The 16,286-nt window shown below is 65.2% G+C and carries 13 protein-coding genes and 1 pseudogene; 8 read left to right on the top strand and 6 right to left on the bottom strand.

Annotation, left to right across the window (positions count from 1 at the left end; translation table 11 throughout):
• Nucleotides 1-58: 58 nt before the first annotated feature.
• From ACCQ09_RS16745 to ACCQ09_RS16735, 3 genes and pseudogenes are all read right to left on the bottom strand, one after another.
• Nucleotides 59-1,039: pseudogene (locus tag ACCQ09_RS16745) on the bottom strand (IS5 family transposase).
• Between the two features lie 143 nt (nucleotides 1,040-1,182).
• Nucleotides 1,183-3,222 (bottom strand): NADPH-dependent 2,4-dienoyl-CoA reductase, encoded by a 2,040-nt coding sequence (locus ACCQ09_RS16740; protein WP_012439102.1) that lies wholly within the window; start codon nucleotides 3,220-3,222, stop codon nucleotides 1,183-1,185.
• Between the two features lie 648 nt (nucleotides 3,223-3,870).
• Complete coding sequence (locus ACCQ09_RS16735) at nucleotides 3,871-4,893, bottom strand: zinc-binding alcohol dehydrogenase family protein (RefSeq protein ID WP_012439101.1); 1,023 nt, start codon at nucleotides 4,891-4,893, stop codon at nucleotides 3,871-3,873.
• A 414-nt stretch (nucleotides 4,894-5,307) separates the two neighbouring features.
• On the opposite strand from ACCQ09_RS16735, the gene ACCQ09_RS16730 reads away from it, so the two are divergent.
• The 3 genes from ACCQ09_RS16730 (at nucleotide 5,308) to ACCQ09_RS16720 (ending at nucleotide 7,982) form a co-directional block, all read left to right on the top strand.
• Nucleotides 5,308-6,405 carry an OmpA family protein gene (locus ACCQ09_RS16730; RefSeq protein ID WP_011036149.1) on the top strand — a complete coding sequence of 366 codons (1,098 nt, stop codon included), beginning with the start codon at nucleotides 5,308-5,310 and terminating at the stop codon, nucleotides 6,403-6,405.
• Between the two features lie 189 nt (nucleotides 6,406-6,594).
• Complete coding sequence (locus ACCQ09_RS16725; protein WP_011036150.1) at nucleotides 6,595-7,107, top strand: hypothetical protein; 513 nt, start codon at nucleotides 6,595-6,597, stop codon at nucleotides 7,105-7,107.
• A gap of 17 nt (nucleotides 7,108-7,124) precedes the next feature.
• Nucleotides 7,125-7,982, top strand: coding sequence for a pseudouridine synthase (locus ACCQ09_RS16720; RefSeq protein ID WP_228428157.1), 858 nt, complete (start codon nucleotides 7,125-7,127; stop codon nucleotides 7,980-7,982).
• Here ACCQ09_RS16720 and ACCQ09_RS16715 read toward each other — a convergent pair.
• Together ACCQ09_RS16715 and kbl are read right to left on the bottom strand one after the other, a co-directional pair.
• Nucleotides 7,930-8,325, bottom strand: coding sequence for an HNH endonuclease (locus ACCQ09_RS16715; RefSeq protein WP_011036152.1), 396 nt, complete (start codon nucleotides 8,323-8,325; stop codon nucleotides 7,930-7,932). The genes ACCQ09_RS16720 and ACCQ09_RS16715 overlap by 53 nt on opposite strands.
• A gap of 2 nt (nucleotides 8,326-8,327) precedes the next feature.
• Entirely contained in the window at nucleotides 8,328-9,536 is a 1,209-nt protein-coding gene (gene kbl, locus ACCQ09_RS16710; RefSeq protein WP_040941699.1) for a glycine C-acetyltransferase, read from the bottom strand.
• A 172-nt stretch (nucleotides 9,537-9,708) separates the two neighbouring features.
• Here kbl and ACCQ09_RS16705 point away from each other — a divergent pair, with 172 nt between their 5' ends.
• The 5 genes from ACCQ09_RS16705 to ACCQ09_RS16685 all read left to right on the top strand — a co-directional run bounded on the left by ACCQ09_RS16705 (nucleotide 9,709) and on the right by ACCQ09_RS16685 (nucleotide 14,591).
• On the top strand, nucleotides 9,709-10,728 hold the full coding sequence (locus ACCQ09_RS16705; protein WP_040942379.1) for a sulfate ABC transporter substrate-binding protein: 1,020 nt from the start codon (nucleotides 9,709-9,711) through the stop codon (nucleotides 10,726-10,728).
• A 3-nt stretch (nucleotides 10,729-10,731) separates the two neighbouring features.
• Nucleotides 10,732-11,592, top strand: a complete 861-nt coding sequence (gene cysT / locus ACCQ09_RS16700) for a sulfate ABC transporter permease subunit CysT (RefSeq protein WP_040941698.1) — start codon at nucleotides 10,732-10,734, stop codon at nucleotides 11,590-11,592.
• A complete protein-coding gene (gene cysW / locus ACCQ09_RS16695) occupies nucleotides 11,589-12,542 on the top strand; it encodes a sulfate ABC transporter permease subunit CysW (protein ID WP_012439097.1) in 954 nt (317 codons plus the stop codon). The genes cysT and cysW overlap by 4 nt, the downstream gene beginning before the upstream one ends.
• Nucleotides 12,543-12,549: 7 nt before the next feature.
• Nucleotides 12,550-13,581 (top strand): sulfate/molybdate ABC transporter ATP-binding protein, encoded by a 1,032-nt coding sequence (locus ACCQ09_RS16690; protein ID WP_011036157.1) that lies wholly within the window; start codon nucleotides 12,550-12,552, stop codon nucleotides 13,579-13,581.
• A 293-nt stretch (nucleotides 13,582-13,874) separates the two neighbouring features.
• Nucleotides 13,875-14,591, top strand: a complete 717-nt coding sequence (locus tag ACCQ09_RS16685) for a TorF family putative porin (RefSeq protein WP_014506839.1) — start codon at nucleotides 13,875-13,877, stop codon at nucleotides 14,589-14,591.
• A gap of 198 nt (nucleotides 14,592-14,789) precedes the next feature.
• Here ACCQ09_RS16685 and tdh read toward each other — a convergent pair whose 3' ends face one another.
• Nucleotides 14,790-15,824 (bottom strand): L-threonine 3-dehydrogenase, encoded by a 1,035-nt coding sequence (tdh, locus tag ACCQ09_RS16680; RefSeq protein WP_014506840.1) that lies wholly within the window; start codon nucleotides 15,822-15,824, stop codon nucleotides 14,790-14,792.
• Nucleotides 15,825-16,286: the final 462 nt, after the last annotated feature.

Raw genomic sequence — 16,286 nt, 5'->3', positions numbered from 1 at the left:
GCGCTCAGATCCTCGATTTTTTTGCCGTTTCCGGCGCGTTTGCAGGGTGTTGCCCGGGTTACAGGCACGCCGTCCCCACGACAGGCATCAACTGCTTTCGCTTCATCCACAGGTTCGATAGCGCAAACAGCGTCAGCACCTGCGCGGTGTTCTTCGCCAGGCCGCGATAGCGGACCTTGGTGTAACCGAACTGGCGCTTGATCACCCGGAACGGATGCTCCACCTTCGCACGCACGCTGGCCTTGAAGTGTTCCCAACGCTGTTCCCGAGCACGCTCCCGCTTGTTGCCGATGGCTTGAAGCACCGAACGCTTGGCAGCAATGAAAAATGCAGCCTCGCAGTCCTGCAGTTCTTCGCGCTTATCCGCACCGGTGTAGCCGCTGTCGCCAAACACGCTGTCTTCTTTGCCATGCAGCAATGCGTGCGTCACCGTGACGTCGGCGACGTTGGCGGCCGTGCAATGGACGTGGTGCACCAACCCGGAAAACTCATCCACGCCGATGTGCGCCTTCATCCCGAAATACCACTGATTGCCCTTCTTGGTCTGACGCATCTCGGGGTCGCGTGCATGGTCGGCATTCTTGGTCGAACTGGGCGCCGCGATCAGCGTCGCATCGACGATCGTGCCCGACCGCAGGCTCTGGCCCTTGCGCGCCAGATGCGCGTTGACAGCTTCCAGCATCCGCGCGGCAAGGCCATGGGTCTCCAGCAGGCGGCGAAAGTTGAGAATCGTGGTCTCGTCGGGAATGTCGTCCAAGCCACCGAGCTGGGCAAACCGCCGCAAGGTCGGGATCTCGTGCAGTGCTTCTTCCATCGCCGGATCGCTCAACGCATACCACTGCTGCAGCAAATGAATCCGCAACATCGTCGCCAGTGCGTACGGCTGCCGACCTGGCCGGCCCGACACGGGATAGTGCGGCGCGACCAGCCCGAGCAATTACTGCCACGGGACGACCTGCTCCATCTCGGCCAGGAAGATCTCCCGGCGCGTCTGCTTGCGCTTGCCCAGGCCCTCAGCGTCACCGAACGTCAGTTGCATGGATCACCCCTCAACATCAGGCGGGTAGTGTCGCGTATCTGTGGTGCGTTGTTCAGAGGTTCCCTAGCGGCAGCCGATGAATGCCCGCTCGCCCGCCCGCGTCGAGGCACGACGCGGCAGCGCGAAGTACTGGGCGTGCAGCGCTACAGCTGCGCCGCGAGCCGGCTGGCCTGGTTGATCGCGCGCTTGGCATCCAGCTCCGCGGCCACGTCGGCACCGCCGATCAGATGCGGTTGCTTGCCAAGCGCCTGCAGGGCTGCGAGCAGCTCGCGGCGTGGCTCCTGTCCGGCACACACCACCACCGTGCCTACGTCGAGCACTTGCTCGCTACCATCCACGCGGATGCGCAAGCCGGTGTCGTCCACACCCAGATACTCGACCCCGCCGAGCATCTTGACGCCCTTGCCCTTGAGGGCGGCGCGGTGAATCCAGCCGGTGGTCTTGCCCAGGCGCGCGCCGGGGCGCCCCGGGCTGCGTTGCAACAGCCAGACCTGGCGTGCCGGCGGTTCCGGCTGCGGCTTGGCCAGTGCACCACGCGTTTCGAAGCTGGGGTCCACACCCCATTCGGCCATCCAGCGCGCCACGTCCAGCGACGGCGACACACCGCTGTGCACCAGAAATTCGCCGACATCGAAGCCAATGCCGCCCGCGCCGATGATGGCGACCTTGTCGGCCGCCACATGCCGGCCCAGCACCACGTCCAGATAACTGACCACCATCGGATGATCCGCACCGGGGAAATCCACGCGGCGCGGCTCGATGCCGGTCGCCAGCACGATCTCGTCGAATGCCTGCAGGTCGCCTGCCTGCACCTGCGTGCGCAGCCGCAGCTGTACGCCGGTGGCCTGCAGGCGATGGTCGAAATAGCGCAGGGTTTCCTGGAACTCTTCCTTGCCCGGGATGCGCTTGGCCACGTTGAACTGCCCGCCGATTTCATCGGCCGCATCGAACAGGGTCACCTGGTGGCCGCGCTCGGCAGCCACGGTCGCGCAGGCAAGGCCCGCAGGGCCCGCACCGACCACGGCCACGCGCTTGGGCGCGGTGGTCGGTGTGTAGACCAGTTCGGTTTCGTGCACGGCACGCGGGTTGACCAGGCAGCTGGCCAATTTGTTTTCGAACACGTGGTCCAGGCAGGCCTGGTTGCAGGCGATGCATGTATTGATGGTGTGCGACTGCCCGGCGCGGGCCTTGTTGGCCCATTGCGGGTCGGCCAGCAGCGGGCGTGCCAGTGACACCATATCGGCCGCGCCATCGGCCAGGATGCGCTCGGCCACTTCGGGCATGTTGATGCGGTTGGTCGCCACCACCGGGATGCCGACGTGCGGCTTGAGCTTGGCGGTGACGCCGGCAAAGGCCGCGCGCGGTACCGATGTGGCAATGGTGGGCACGCGTGCTTCGTGCCAGCCGATGCCCGAGTTGATGATGGTTGCACCGGCGGCCTCGATCGCCTGCGCCTGCGCCACGATCTCCTGCCACTGGTTGCCGCCGTCCACCAGATCCACCAGCGACAACCGGTAGATGATGATGAAGTCCGGCCCACAGGCCTCGCGGATACGGCGCACGATTTCCACCGCAAACCGCATGCGCTTGGCGGCATCGCCACCCCAGGCGTCGCTGCGCTGATTGGTGCGCGCGGCGGTGAATTCATTGATCAGATAACCTTCCGATCCCATCACTTCCACGCCGTCGTAGCCGGCCTCGCGCGCCAGCCGTGCGGCGCGTGCATAGGCGCCGATCTGGCGATCCACCGCACCAGCCGACAACGCCCGCGGCGTGAAGGGGTTGATCGGTGCCTTGAGCTTTGAAGGTGCCACCGACAAGGGGTGGTAGGCGTAGCGCCCGGCATGCAGCAGCTGCAGGCAGATCTTGGCACCGTGCGCATGCACCGCCGCGGTCACCTGCCGATGCGGGCGTACTTCCCACGGCCAGGACAGCTTGCCGCCGAACGGCTTGAGCCACCCCACCACATTTGGCGAGAACCCACCGGTGACGATCAGCCCGACGCCGCCAGCCGCACGTTCGCCGAAATACGCGGCCAGCTTCGGGAAGTCGCGCGCACGGTCTTCCAGACCGGTGTGCATCGAGCCCATCAGGACGCGGTTGCGCAGTTGCGTGAAGCCCAGATCGAGCGGGGCGAACAGGTGCGGGAACGGGGAGTCGGACAGGCCGGTGGCGGGCGACATAACTAAGGATACGCTGGCGTACGGAGTGCGCACGATGCAGGCAAACGGCCGCGTCGGCAAGCCCTGGGTGCGGGTGTGGCGCCGTCGGCAGTGCCGGAGGGGCGCGTGACAGGGTTTGGGCGGGCTCGCCTCGATCTTCCGCGGCAGCGTGCGGCTGCATGCCTTGCGCGGGTTGTCGGAAGTTGCGTCTGAGCGGCGCTGCTGGTGCCGCTCGTGAAGATGTTGGGTGGCGGAAGGGTGCTGTGCATCCATCCGACCAAACCTGGCCATTCCTACCGGTCGCGCCCGGGTGCGCTCCTACGACGTGGAGCGCGTCTGGTTGTTCCAGGCAGGCACGCAACACGTAGATCGCTACGGTGTCGAGTATTCGCCGCGTCCTCCGTCGAGGACTGGCCACCGCTCGCTGTCGAAAGGCAATCTGGACCACGTAGGAGCTCACCTGGGCGCGAACATGTACTCGGGGCTGCCACAGATCGAAACAAGCCAGCGCATGACCGTCAAAAATTGTGTCGCGATAACGGTCTTTTGGCGGGCGGGAGGGCACGCTCATGCCGCAACCCGCAACCCGCAACCCGCAACCCGCAACCATAAGCGCGTAGCTGAGGCTCACATCGCCGCCGCAGCTCCACCCACCAAGCGCACCAGCCATCACCAACCAGCCACCACCAGCTTGCCAATGGTGCTGCCACTTTCCAGGCGGCGGTGCGCCTCGCGCAGGGTCTGCGCACAGATTGGCGAAAGTGTCTCGGTGTGGGTGGTGCGCAGCTCGCCGGCATCGATCAGGCTGGCCGCGCGATTGAGAATGCGGTGCTGCTCGACCATGTCGTCCGTGGCATAGCGCGCACGGGTGAACATCAGCTCCCAGTGGATGCCGATGCACTTGGATTTGTACGGGTCGCCAATCGGCAACGGGCCGCGTGGCTCCACGATCAGCCCCACATGCCCCTGCGGCGCCAGGATCTCGCCGAGTTGCGCCCAGTAGCGGTCCGTATCGGCCAGGTTGAGCGCCGCGTCCACCTGGTCCAGGCCGATCGCCTGCAACTGCGGGTGCAGTGGCTGGTGGTGGTCGATCACATGCTGCGCGCCCATCTGTCGGACCCATTCAACGGTTTCCGGCCGCGACGCGGTGGCGATGACGGTGAAGCCCGCATGCCGCGCCAACTGGATGGCGATGGATCCCACGCCGCCCGCGCCGCCGATGATCAACAGGTGTTTGCCACGGTTGCGCGCGCCGTCGAACGCGAACGGCATGCGCTGGAACAGCAACTCCCACGCAGTGAGCGTGGTCAGTGGCATCGCGGCGGCCTGCGCAAAGCTCAGCGACGTCGGCTTGCAGCCGGCGATGCGCGCATCCACCAAGTGATATTCGGCGTTGCTGCCCTGGCGCCCGCTATCTCCTGCGTAATAGACCTCGTCGCCGACCGCAAACGCGGTGACGTCCGGGCCCACGGCTTCAACCACGCCAGCGGCGTCGAAGCCCAGCACCTTCGGTGCGGCAAGGGTTTGCGCCTTGGGCGCGCGCAGCTTGGTATCGACCGGATTCACCGACACCGCTTCGACACGTACCAATAAGTCATACCCGGCCGGTGCGGATGGCGCTGGCAGGTCCATGTCAAGCAGGGACGCGGGGTCGTCGATCGGGAGGTAATGGGTGAGGGCGACGGCTTTCATCGGAGCGCTCCTAGTGGGGAGTTCAGGGTGCGTTGTGTGGGAAGTTCCCCGCAACCACCAACCCCACAATTCAGGTCGGGCGGGCCTTTCCGTTCACCAACGTGCACTTGGACACGGTCTTCACGCACCTGCCCAAGGCGTTCAACCGACGTATTCAACTGGGTAAATTGGGGTGGCGTTCATCTGCACTGCATGTCCGAACTGGGCGCCCGGTCGCACTCCTCATAAAGCTGTATACGTAGGATTAGCAGCGTTTGCGGCGGGCGGCATTTGCTTTCACATGTTATATGACCGTTAACGCGATCTTCACTAAGCCCGGCTTAATCTGCGCCCCGATGGCTCTGGATGTGACGAGCATCTTTTACCAAGAACAACGCCTCTATCGGTTTATCTCCCAAAGAAGGAGCTGTATACATGAACAAGAAAATTCTCACTGCCGCGTTGCTCGGCGGTCTGGCGGTTGCCCAGGCTGCTTCCGCGCAGGAGTTCGATGACCGTTGGTACCTGACCGGTAGCGCTGGCTTCAACTTCCAGGACAGCGATCGTCTGACCAATGATGCTCCGTTCGTCACCCTGGGTCTGGGCAAGTTCGTTAGCCCGAACTGGTCGATCGACGGCGAGCTGAACTATCAGAACCCGAACTTCGATGCCAACCAGGACCAGAACTGGAGCCAGTACGGCATCTCGTTCGACCTGCGTCGCCACTTCATCGCCGAAGGCCGCGGCTGGAACCCCTACCTGCTGTTCGGTCTGGGCTATCAGCGTTCGGAAGAAGAGTTCGACGCCACCCCGAACCCGGTTTCGCCGGGCCAGCAGAAGGACGGCAACTTTGCCGCCAAGGCTGGTGTCGGTCTGCAGACCACCTTCGACAAGCGCGTTGCCGTGCGTGCAGAACTGGCCTACCGCGCCGACTTCAATGACCAGAGCGTTGCTGCTCCGCAGGAAGACTGGTTCGGCGACGTGCTGGCTTCGGTCGGCGTCGTGATCCCGCTGGGACCTGCTCCGTCGACGGCTCCGCCGCCGGCTCCGGCTCCGGTTGCTCCGAGCTGCGCCGATCTGGATGACGACGGTGACGGCGTCAACAACTGCGACGACAAGTGCCCGACCTCCCAGCCTGGCCAGACCATCGGTCCGGACGGCTGCCCGGTGCCTGTGTCGATCGACCTGAAGGGCGTGAACTTCGACTTCAACAAGTCGACCCTGCGTCCGGATGCTGTGTCGATCCTGAGCGAAGCGACCGAGATCCTGAAGCGTTACCCCGACCTGAAGGTCGAGGTTGCCGGTCACACCGACTCGAAGGGCACCGACGCGTACAACCAGAAGCTGTCCGAGCGTCGTGCGACGACCGTGTATGACTACCTGACCAAGAACGGCGTTGATGCGTCGCGTCTGGTTGGCCCGATCGGCTACGGCGAGAGCCGTCCGATTGCTCCGAACGCCAACCCGGATGGTTCCGACAATCCGGAAGGCCGTGCGAAGAACCGTCGTACCGAGCTGAACGTCCAGAACTAATTGGACTGCTAGCTGCTTCATACAGAACCCGGCCTCGTGCCGGGTTTTGTCTTTGTGGGGCCGGCAATCGCGCCGCCCTGCGGCGCAAATCCTGTCTGTGTTGCGATCCAGGCACGGTTCCGGTTGAAACGGCGTTCATCGCTGCCTACACTCGCCGCGTCGACATACCACCCATTGGAAGAATTCACGATGCTGCGTACCGCTACGGCAGGACTGTTCTGTCTCGCTTTGATTCCCGCCGCCTACGCCGCTCCGAACTGCACTGGCAGCACGGTGTCCCAGCCACTGCCGCTGCCTGCTACCGTGATCGCACCGGCGGCCGCCGAGTTCTACACCCGCAGCGTGCAGCTGGGCATGCCCACCGGCGTGCTGGCGCAGCCCTACACCAGCGAGCAGTCGGTGGACCGCGTGTTGCTGCGTCTGCGCGTGGAAGGCTGCCAGGACCTGGCCAAGGCCATGCCGGCGGGCGGCACCGTCAATCCGAACGATCCGGCGGCCTACAAGGCCACCACCGCGTTCGATAACACCCCGTGGCGCTTCGACATGAGCCAGAACGGCAAGCGCATGACGGCCGAAGAGTTCGACGCCTGGATGAAGGCGCGCGGCGTGCGCGTGGTCAAGGCGCGTCCGGTTGCCGGCGCAGCGCCTGCAGCAGCGACGCCGGCCCCGGCGGCCGACGCCAAGCCGGTCGAGAACAAGTAAGCCCCGGAGCGGACGCGATGCCCCGGCGACCTGCGCCGGCAGCATCCCGGCAACGCCGTGCTGGCAAGGCGCCCGCTGGCGCGCGCGCTGGTGCAGGCAGCGCCACACCCACGCCGCGGCATAGTCTGGCGCGGGTGCTGTCCAAGCTGGGCGTGTGTTCGCGGACCGAGGCTGCGCGCTGGGTTGCCGATGGGCGGGTCAGCGTAGCGGGCCGGGTGGTGCGCGATCCGGAGTTCCCGCTGCGCGCGGATCAACACGACGGCATTGCCATCGATGGTCAGCCCCTGGCCGGACCCGCGCGGCTGTACCTGATGCTCAACAAGCCGCGTGGCGTGGTCACCACGGTGCGCGACGAGCAGGGCAGGGACACCGTCTACCGCTGCTTCGACGGCGCCGGGCTGCCATGGCTGGCACCGGTGGGGCGGCTGGACAAGGCCAGCGAGGGGCTGCTGCTTTTCAGCAACGACCCGCAATGGGCCGCCGCCGTGACCGACCCGGCGACCGGCCCGGACAAGACCTATCACGTGCAGGTGGATTGCCGCCCGGATGCGCTGCAGCTGGCGCGCATGCACGACGGCGTGGCCGATACCGACCCCGAGAGCGATGGCAGCCTGCTGCGCGCCAAGCAGGTGCGTGTGCTGCGCGAAGGTGAGCGCAATGCCTGGCTGGAAATCGTGCTGGATGAAGGCCGCAACCGGCAGATCCGTCGCTTGCTCGCAGCACTGGAGATTGGTGTCTTGCGCCTGGTGCGCGTGGCGATCGGCCCGTTGGCGATGGGCGAGCTGGGCAAGGGCAGCTGGCGTCTGCTCAGCGCTGCCGAAGTCAGGGCATTGGCACCGGCGGCACAGGCCGCCAGCGCGCCAGCCGCGCGTTGAGCAAGGCCGTCACCACCTCAACGGCCCGTGCGTCGCCTGCGCCGTTGGCATCGTGCCGGCGGCCCTTGGCGTGATTGCAGCTGGCGCAGGCCAGCGCCAGGTTGCGTGCGTCGTTGGGGTCGTCTCCCACCTGGGCACACAGCGGCGCTGCCGCGCGGCGGCCAAACCAGGCCTGCGGCACCACGTGTTCCAGCGTGGTGTGCCCGAGCGGTTCGCCATCGGCGCGCACCGACAGGCGCCGCCGGCAGTGCAGGCAGCGGGTTTCCCAACCGCCTGCCTGCAACTGGGCCTGCGCATCGGTCTGCGCAGCCAGCAGCAGGCGCTGGCGCAGCACCGTGCGCATGCTCAGCCGCCGATGACCTTGAGCTCGTGACCGATCCGGGTGAAGGCGTCGATCGCCTGATCCAACTGCTCGCGGGTGTGCGCGGCGCTGATCTGGGTGCGGATGCGCGCCTGCCCCTTGGGCACCACCGGGAAGAAGAAGCCGATGGCGTAGATGCCTTCTTCGAGCAGGCGCTCGGCAAAGCGCTGCGCCAGCGGTGCGTCGTACAGCATGACCGGGCTGATCGGATGCACGCCGGGCTTCACGTCGAAGCCGGCAGCGGTCATGCGCTCGCGGAAGTAGCGGGTGTTTTCCACCAGCTGCGTGCGCAGCTCGCCGGCCGCGTCCAGCATCTCGAAGGCCTTGATGCCGGCAGCCACCACGTGCGGCGGCAGCGAGTTGGAGAACAGGTACGGCCGCGAGCGCTGGCGCAGCAGTTCGATGACTTCGCGCTTGGCGGTGGTGAAGCCGCCCAACGCGCCGCCCATTGCCTTGCCCAGCGTGCCGGTGAAGATATCGATCTGGTCCATCACGCCCTTGACCTCGGCCGAGCCGCGCCCGGTCGCGCCCAAAAAGCCGGTGGCGTGGCATTCGTCGATGTGCACCAGCGCGTTGTACTTGCGTGCCAGCGCGGTGATTTCATCCAGCGGAGCGATGAAGCCGTCCATCGAGAACACGCCGTCACTGGTGATCAGCTTGGTCTTGCAGCCGGCGGCGTCGGCGGCCTGCAGCTGTGCTTCCAGATCGGCCATATCGCAGTTGGCGTAGCGGAAGCGCTTGGCCTTGCACAGGCGCACGCCGTCGATGATGGAGGCGTGGTTGAGCGCATCGGAAATGATGGCGTCATGCTCGCCGAGCAACGGCTCGAACAGGCCGCCGTTGGCATCGAAGCAGGCGGCGTAGAGGATGGTGTCTTCGGTGCCGAAGAAGTCGGCGATGGTGCGTTCGAGCTGCTTGTGCAGGTCCTGGGTACCGCAGATGAAACGCACCGAGGCCATGCCGAAGCCGTGCGTGTCCAGTGCATCCTTGGCGGCCTGGATGATGTCCGGATGGTCGGCCAGGCCAAGATAATTGTTGGCGCAGAAGTTCAGCACGCTGCGGCCGTCGGCCAGCGTGATCTGTGCCGACTGCGGGCCGGTGATGATGCGCTCGGACTTGAACAGCCCCTGGGACTGGATTGATTCCAGTTCGGCGGCGTAATGGGCGGTCAGCGCGGCGGGAGCGTTGGTCATGGCGATCGCAGTGGCAGGAAGAGGCGCAATTTTAACGATCACGGTGGCATACCACTACGTCATGCAAAATTGGCATAAGCGCAGGCTTGGATGTCATTTCACCGGCCGCGTGCCGCTGCGCAGCATGGCATGCTTGCTGTTCAGGCTGCGCCCCATCGGCCAGGAGATCGTTGTGACCCATTCCCGCTTCCGCCTGATTGCCGCGGTGTTCGGCACGCTGCTGGCCCTGGCCGGCCCGGCCGCCGCCCGTGAGATCAATCTGCTCAACGTCAGTTACGACCCCACCCGCGAGTTCTATCGCGAGTACAACACGGCCTTTGCTGCGCAATGGAAGCAGCAGCATCCGCAAGACACCGTCAGTGTGGAGACCTCGCACGGCGGCAGCGGCAAGCAGGCGCGCGCGGTGATCGATGGCATCGAGGCCGACGTGGTCACGCTGGCGCTGGCCTACGACGTGGATGCGATCGCGCAGAAGGCCGAGCTGATCGACACCGCGTGGGAAAGGCGCCTGCCCGACAACAGTGCGCCGTACACCTCGACCATTGTGTTTCTGGTACGCAAGGGCAACCCGAAGAACATCAAGGACTGGCCGGACCTGCTGCGCTCCGGCGTGTCGGTGGTGACGCCCAACCCCAAGACCTCCGGCGGTGCACGCTGGAACTATCTGGCGGCCTGGGCCTACGCGGACCACATCTTCAAGGGCGACCGCGAGCGCACCCTGCGCTACATGCGCGCGCTGTTCCGCAACGTGCCGGTGCTGGATACCGGCGCACGCGGCGCCACCACCACCTTTGCCCAGCGCGGCATTGGCGATGTGCTGCTGGCCTGGGAGAACGAGGCCCTGCTGGCCAGCCAGGAGCTGGGCAAGGACAAGTTCGAGATCGTGGTGCCGAAGCTGTCGATCCTGGCCGAGCCTTCGGTGGCGCTGGTGGACAAGAACGTCGACAAGCACGGTACACGCGATGTGGCCGAAGCCTATCTGCGGTTTCTCTATGCACCGGAAGGCCAGAAGCTGGCCGCCAAGCACTTCTACCGCCCGCGCCATCCGGAATTTGCCGACCGCAATGACCTGGCGCGGCTCCCTGACATCAAGCTGGTGACCATCCAGGAGGCATTCGGCTCCTGGGACAAGGCGCAGCAGGAACATTTCGCCGATGGTGGGTTGTTCGACCAGATCCAGGCCAGCAAGTAGGCGATGCAGATGTCGGTTGCACCCCCTCCGGCGCGGGCATCGCGCAGACGCGTGATGCCCGGTCTTGGACTGAGCCTGGGCATCACCCTGACCTGGCTGGGGCTGATCGTGTTGATTCCGTTGCTGGGTGTCTTCATCAAGACCAGCGGGCTGGGCTGGGATGGCCTGTGGCGGGTCTGGAGCGAGCCGCGCGTGCTGTCGGCGCTGCGGGTGAGTTTCGGCACGGCATTCGCGGCCGGTGCGTTCAACGCGGTGATGGGCACCTGGGTGGCCTGGGTGTTCGTGCGCTACCGCTTTCCCGGCAAGCGCCTGTTCGATGCGGTGATCGACCTGCCGTTCGCCTTGCCGACCGCGGTGGCCGGTATCGCGCTGACGGCGCTGTATGGGGGCAATGGCTGGGTGGGCCGCTGGCTGGAAGCGATTGGCATCAAGGTGGCCTATACGCAGCTCGGCATCGTGATTGCGCTGGTGTTCGTGGGGCTGCCGTTCGTGGTGCGGGTGGTGCAGCCGGTGCTGGCCGAGAGCGAGCGTGAGATCGAGGAGGCCGCGGCCACGTTGGGCGCCTCGCGCTGGCAGTCGGTCTGGCGGGTGGTGTTGCCGGTACTGTGGCCGGCGGTGCTGACCGGCTTTGCGCTGGCGTTTGCGCGCGGCGTGGGCGAATACGGCTCGGTGATTTTCATTGCCGGCAACCTGCCCAACGCGACCGAGATCGCGCCGCTGCTGATCACCATTCGCCTGGAGGAGTTCGACTACGCCGGCGCCACTGCGATTGCCGCGGCGATGCTGCTGCTGTCGTTCGTGATCCTGCTGGTGGTCAATACACTGCAGGCACGCCTGTTGCGCTATCAACGGAGCAGCGCATGACCGACGCCGTTTCGCCGCTGCCCACCATGCTGCAAAGCACTGCCACTGCCCGACAGGCACGCCGCATCACCGAGTCGGCCACCAGCGAGCCGCGCTGGGTGCAGTGGCTGATGATTCTGGGTGCCTTGGGCTTCCTGCTGGCCTTTTTGTTGTTGCCGCTGGTGCTGGTGTTCGCCGAGGCGCTGCGTGGTGGCTGGGCGACGTTTCTGCACGCGCTGGTCGATCCGGATGCGCTGTCGGCGATCAAGCTCACCTTGCTGGTCACCGCGGTGGTATTGCCGCTGAACCTGGTGTTCGGCGTGGCCGCCGCATGGGCGGTGAGCAAGCATCAATTCCCGGGAAAACGCCTGCTGATCAGCCTGATCGACCTGCCGTTCTCGGTATCGCCGGTGGTGGCGGGCCTGATCTTCGTGTTGATCTTCGGCCGCAACGGTTGGGCCTGGCCATTGATCGATGAAGGCTGGCGGGTGGAATTGCCGGCGCTGGGCGTGGTGCTGATCCAGCTGCCGCGCATTGTGTTTGCGCTGCCGGGCATCGTGCTGGCGACAACCTTTGTGACCTTTCCCTTCATCGCGCGCGAGCTGATGCCGCTGATGGAGCAGCAGGGCAGTGACGAGGAACTGGCGGCACTGAGCCTGGGCGCCAACGGCTGGCAGATGTTCTGGCGCGTGACCGTGCCCAATATCCGCTGGGGCCTGTTGTACGGCGTGCTGCTGTGCGCGGCGCGGGCGATGGGCGAATTCGGCGCGGTGTCGGTGGTGTCCGGGCATATCCGTGGGCGCACCAATACGCTGCCGCTGCACGTGGAAATTCTCTACAACGAATACGCCTACAGCGCCGCGTTTGCATGCGCCTCGCTGCTGGCATTGACCGCGCTGCTGACCCTGGCGGTGAAGACATATCTGGAATGGCGGCATGGCGATGCGCTCGCCGCCAACCACCGCCACTGAGGTGATCATGGGCATCCGTATCAGCCATCTGCGCAAGCAGTTCGCAAGCTTCACCGCACTGGACGACATCACCCTGGACGTGCGCCAGGGCGAGTTGCTGGCGCTGCTGGGGCCGTCCGGTTCGGGCAAGACCACCTTGTTGCGCATCATGGCCGGGCTGGAGCATGCCGACGGCGGGCAGGTGTTGTTCGGCGACGAAGACGCCACCCGCATGAGCGTGCAGTCGCGGCGGGTGGGTTTCGTGTTTCAGCATTACGCGCTGTTCAAGCACATGGATGTGTTCGAGAACATCGCGTTCGGGCTGCGCGTGCGGCGCGGCAAGGAGCGCTGGGCCGAAGCGCGCATCCGCGCACGCGTGGAAGAGCTGCTGGCGCTGGTGCAGTTGCAGGGCCTGGAGCAGCGTTACCCGACCCAGTTGTCTGGTGGGCAGCGTCAGCGCGTGGCGCTGGCGCGCGCGCTGGCGATCGAGCCGCGCGTGCTGCTGCTGGACGAGCCTTTTGGTGCCCTGGATGCACAGGTGCGCCGCGACCTGCGCCGCTGGCTGCGCGAATTGCACGAGCAAACCGGCTTGACCACGGTGTTCGTGACCCACGATCAGGAAGAAGCGCTGGAACTGGCCGACCGCGTGGCCATCCTCAACCGTGGCAGGATCGAACAACTCGATACGCCGGCGCGCGTCTACGACACGCCAGCGTCGCCGTTCGTGTACTCGTTCGTCGGTGCGGTGAACCGGATTCCGGGCGTGCTCGCGCACGGCCAGATCCAGGTGGCCGGTCATGCGCTGCCGTCGGCCAACCCCGCACTGGCTGCGGGCCCGGTAGAAGTCTACGTGCGCCCCGAGGATCTGGTGCCGGACGCCGATGGCTGGCCGGCCACCGTGGCCTGGGCACAACGCAGCGGCGCCCGCCTGCGGGTGCGCGCCATCCTGGACGCGGCGGGCAATGAAGTGGAAGTGGAACTGCCGGCATCAGCGGGCACCATCACGGCAGGCCAGCAACTGCGGCTGGCTGCGCGGCATTACGGGGTGTTTCCGGCTTGATGCATCACCGGTTGGCGCTGGGCTGTTGAGCTCGAATGCGTGAGTGGTTGGCGGTGAGCGCGGTTGTCAGTTCGCGTCGTTCGCGCGTGGCTGTGACGCGTCGGTGCACGCATCAAGATTGGGCGTCGGCGGTCGATGAAAGGGAGGCTGAGGAGCACGGCCTGCCGTCGAAGGATGTGCGCCAGGTCAAGCGAGCGCGACATTTATGTTGCACTGCAATGGCAGTTGGACTAATAAGTCTGTGCAGTCTCGCTTCATGCAATCCGACCGCCCACCGCTCCAGGAGATGCCCGATGAAGCCATCCTCGCTTGCTTGTTGCCTGTCGCTGTTGCTCCTGGGTGCCGCGCCGTTGGCACAGGCACAGGACGAAGACGCACCCGCCTCACCGTTCACCGGCACCTTCGCGGTGACCAGCGATTACCTGTTCCGCGGCATTTCGCAGACCAACGAAGAGGCTGCGTTTCAGGCCGGGCTGACCTACAAGACACCGTTCGGCCTGTACATCGGCACCTGGACTTCCAACGTCGATTACGGCGCGGACGATCCGGATTGGGAAGTGGATGGTTTTGTCGGCTACAACAAGGACCTTGGGGCCAACTGGAATGTCGATGTCATGGTCAACCGTTACCAGTATCTGGGAGCGGGCGCGTCGAATTACGCCGAACTGATCACCAAGACCACGTTCCTGAAAACCTACAGCGTCACGGTTGCCTATACCAACGATCTGTACGGCACCAAGACCGATGGCTACTACTACGCGCTGGACGCCAACTGGACGCTGCCGTACGACTTCACCTTTGGCGCGCACGCGGGCCACAGCATCTATACCTCTTCGCTTAGCCAGGTGGACCACGACTACAACGATTTCGGGGTGAACGTGGGCAAGGCGTTCGGCCCGCTCGGTTTGAGCGTGGGCTACTACGACACCAGCGAAGCGGCGGAGTTCGGATTTGGCCGGCAGAATTCGCAGAACCATCTGGTCGCCACGGCGACGGTGACCTGGCCGTAAGCAAGGCGCTGCGCTCAGGGCATTTGCTGGAACACTGGAGCGCGCTGCGGGCATGAGAGTGGGGCAGGGCGATCAATTTTTGGTGCAGCTGGCGGCGAAGCGACAGCGCCGGTGATGCGTGTCGAGATAATCACTGAGGCTGACATGCAAAAGGCGCCTTCCGGCGCCTTTTGCGTTTCACAGCGGTGGAGCGGTTACTCAGTTCCAGCTCAACACAACCTTGCCGGCCTTGCCTTCTTCCATCAGGTCGAACCCCTTCTGGAACTCGTCGATCGACAACTGGTGGGTCAGCACTTTCTGCAGCGGAAAACCCGACAGCACCAACTGGGTCATCTTGTACCAGGTCTCGTACATCTTGCGGCCATAGATGCCCTGCACGGTGAGGCCCTTGAAGATGATCTTGTCCCAATCGCAACCAGCGCCGCGCGGCATGATGCCGAGCATCGCGATCTTGCCGCCGTGGTACATGCAATCGAGCATGTCGTTGAACGCACGCGGGTTGCCGCTCATTTCCAGGCCCACGTCGAAGCCTTCCATGTGCAGGTCGGCCATGACGTCCTTGAGCGAGGTCTTGGACACGTTGACCACGCGCGTGGCGCCCATGTCGGCGGCCAGCTTGAGGCGGAAGTCGTTGACGTCGGTGACCACCACGTTGCGCGCACCGATGTGCTTGCAGATGCCGGCGGCAATGATGCCAATCGGGCCGGCGCCGGTGATCAGCACGTCTTCGCCGATGACATCGAATTCCAGCGCGCAATGCGCGGCGTTGCCGTAGGGGTCGAAGAAGGCGGCCAGCTCGGAGGGGATCTGGTCTGGGATCGGCCACAGGTTGCTGGCCGGCATCACCATGTATTGGGCAAAGGCGCCGTTGACGTTGACGCCGATGCCCACCGTGTTGGGGCACAGATGCGGGCGGCCGCCACGGCAGTTGCGGCAATGCCCGCAGACGATGTGGCCTTCGGCCGAGACGCGCTGGCCGACCTGGTAGCCGGTCACCGCCGAACCGAGCTCGGCCACGCGGCCGACGAACTCGTGGCCAATGGTCAGGCCTGGCGTAATGGTGCGTTGGCTCCACTCGTCCCACAGGTAGATATGCAGGTCGGTGCCGCAGATGGCGGTCTTTTCCAGCTTGATCAGGACCTCATTCGGGCCCGGGGTGGGCACAGGGACCTGTTCCAGCCAGATGCCCTTGCTCGCTTCGCGCTTGACCAGCGCCTTCATCGTCTGCGCCATCTGGCGGGACCTGCTTAGTGAAAGATAAGCCGTCAATTATATGCGGCCGGGCGTCGGCGCCATGCGGCGGTGCACGATTGCGGTGGGACTCGGCCTGGTAGGCGACGGGGTGGAGCAGGAGGCGCGTCAAGCGTGTGGCGTTGAGCGCGTTGCGGTCGATCATGTCGCGGAATGGGCAATGCCCGTGCCTGATGGAGAGATCCGGAGGCGTGCGAGACAGACGCATGTCAGCCTCGCAGACGCGCCCTAGCGGACTGATGCTTGCGATCGACTGGTGGCGCGGTGGATCAGCCCGCCAGAGCTTGCCCCTGAAGAAAAGTGCCTGGCAGGAACGCCCGATGCAACGTGCGGCGCTTGATGGCCGTGCCGTCCAGCGCCGCTGCCGGTGTCCGCTCTCGCCGGCCCCTCTCCCGACCGGCGAATGGCTTAGGTCGAGAACTTGCTGGCGCCGGAGAAGGCGCC

The sequence above is a fragment of the Xanthomonas sp. NCPPB 2586 genome, from assembly GCF_041475775.2.
Taxonomy (GTDB): Bacteria; Pseudomonadota; Gammaproteobacteria; order Xanthomonadales; family Xanthomonadaceae; genus Xanthomonas; species Xanthomonas campestris.
This window is presented reverse-complemented; position numbering and strand designations above follow the sequence as displayed.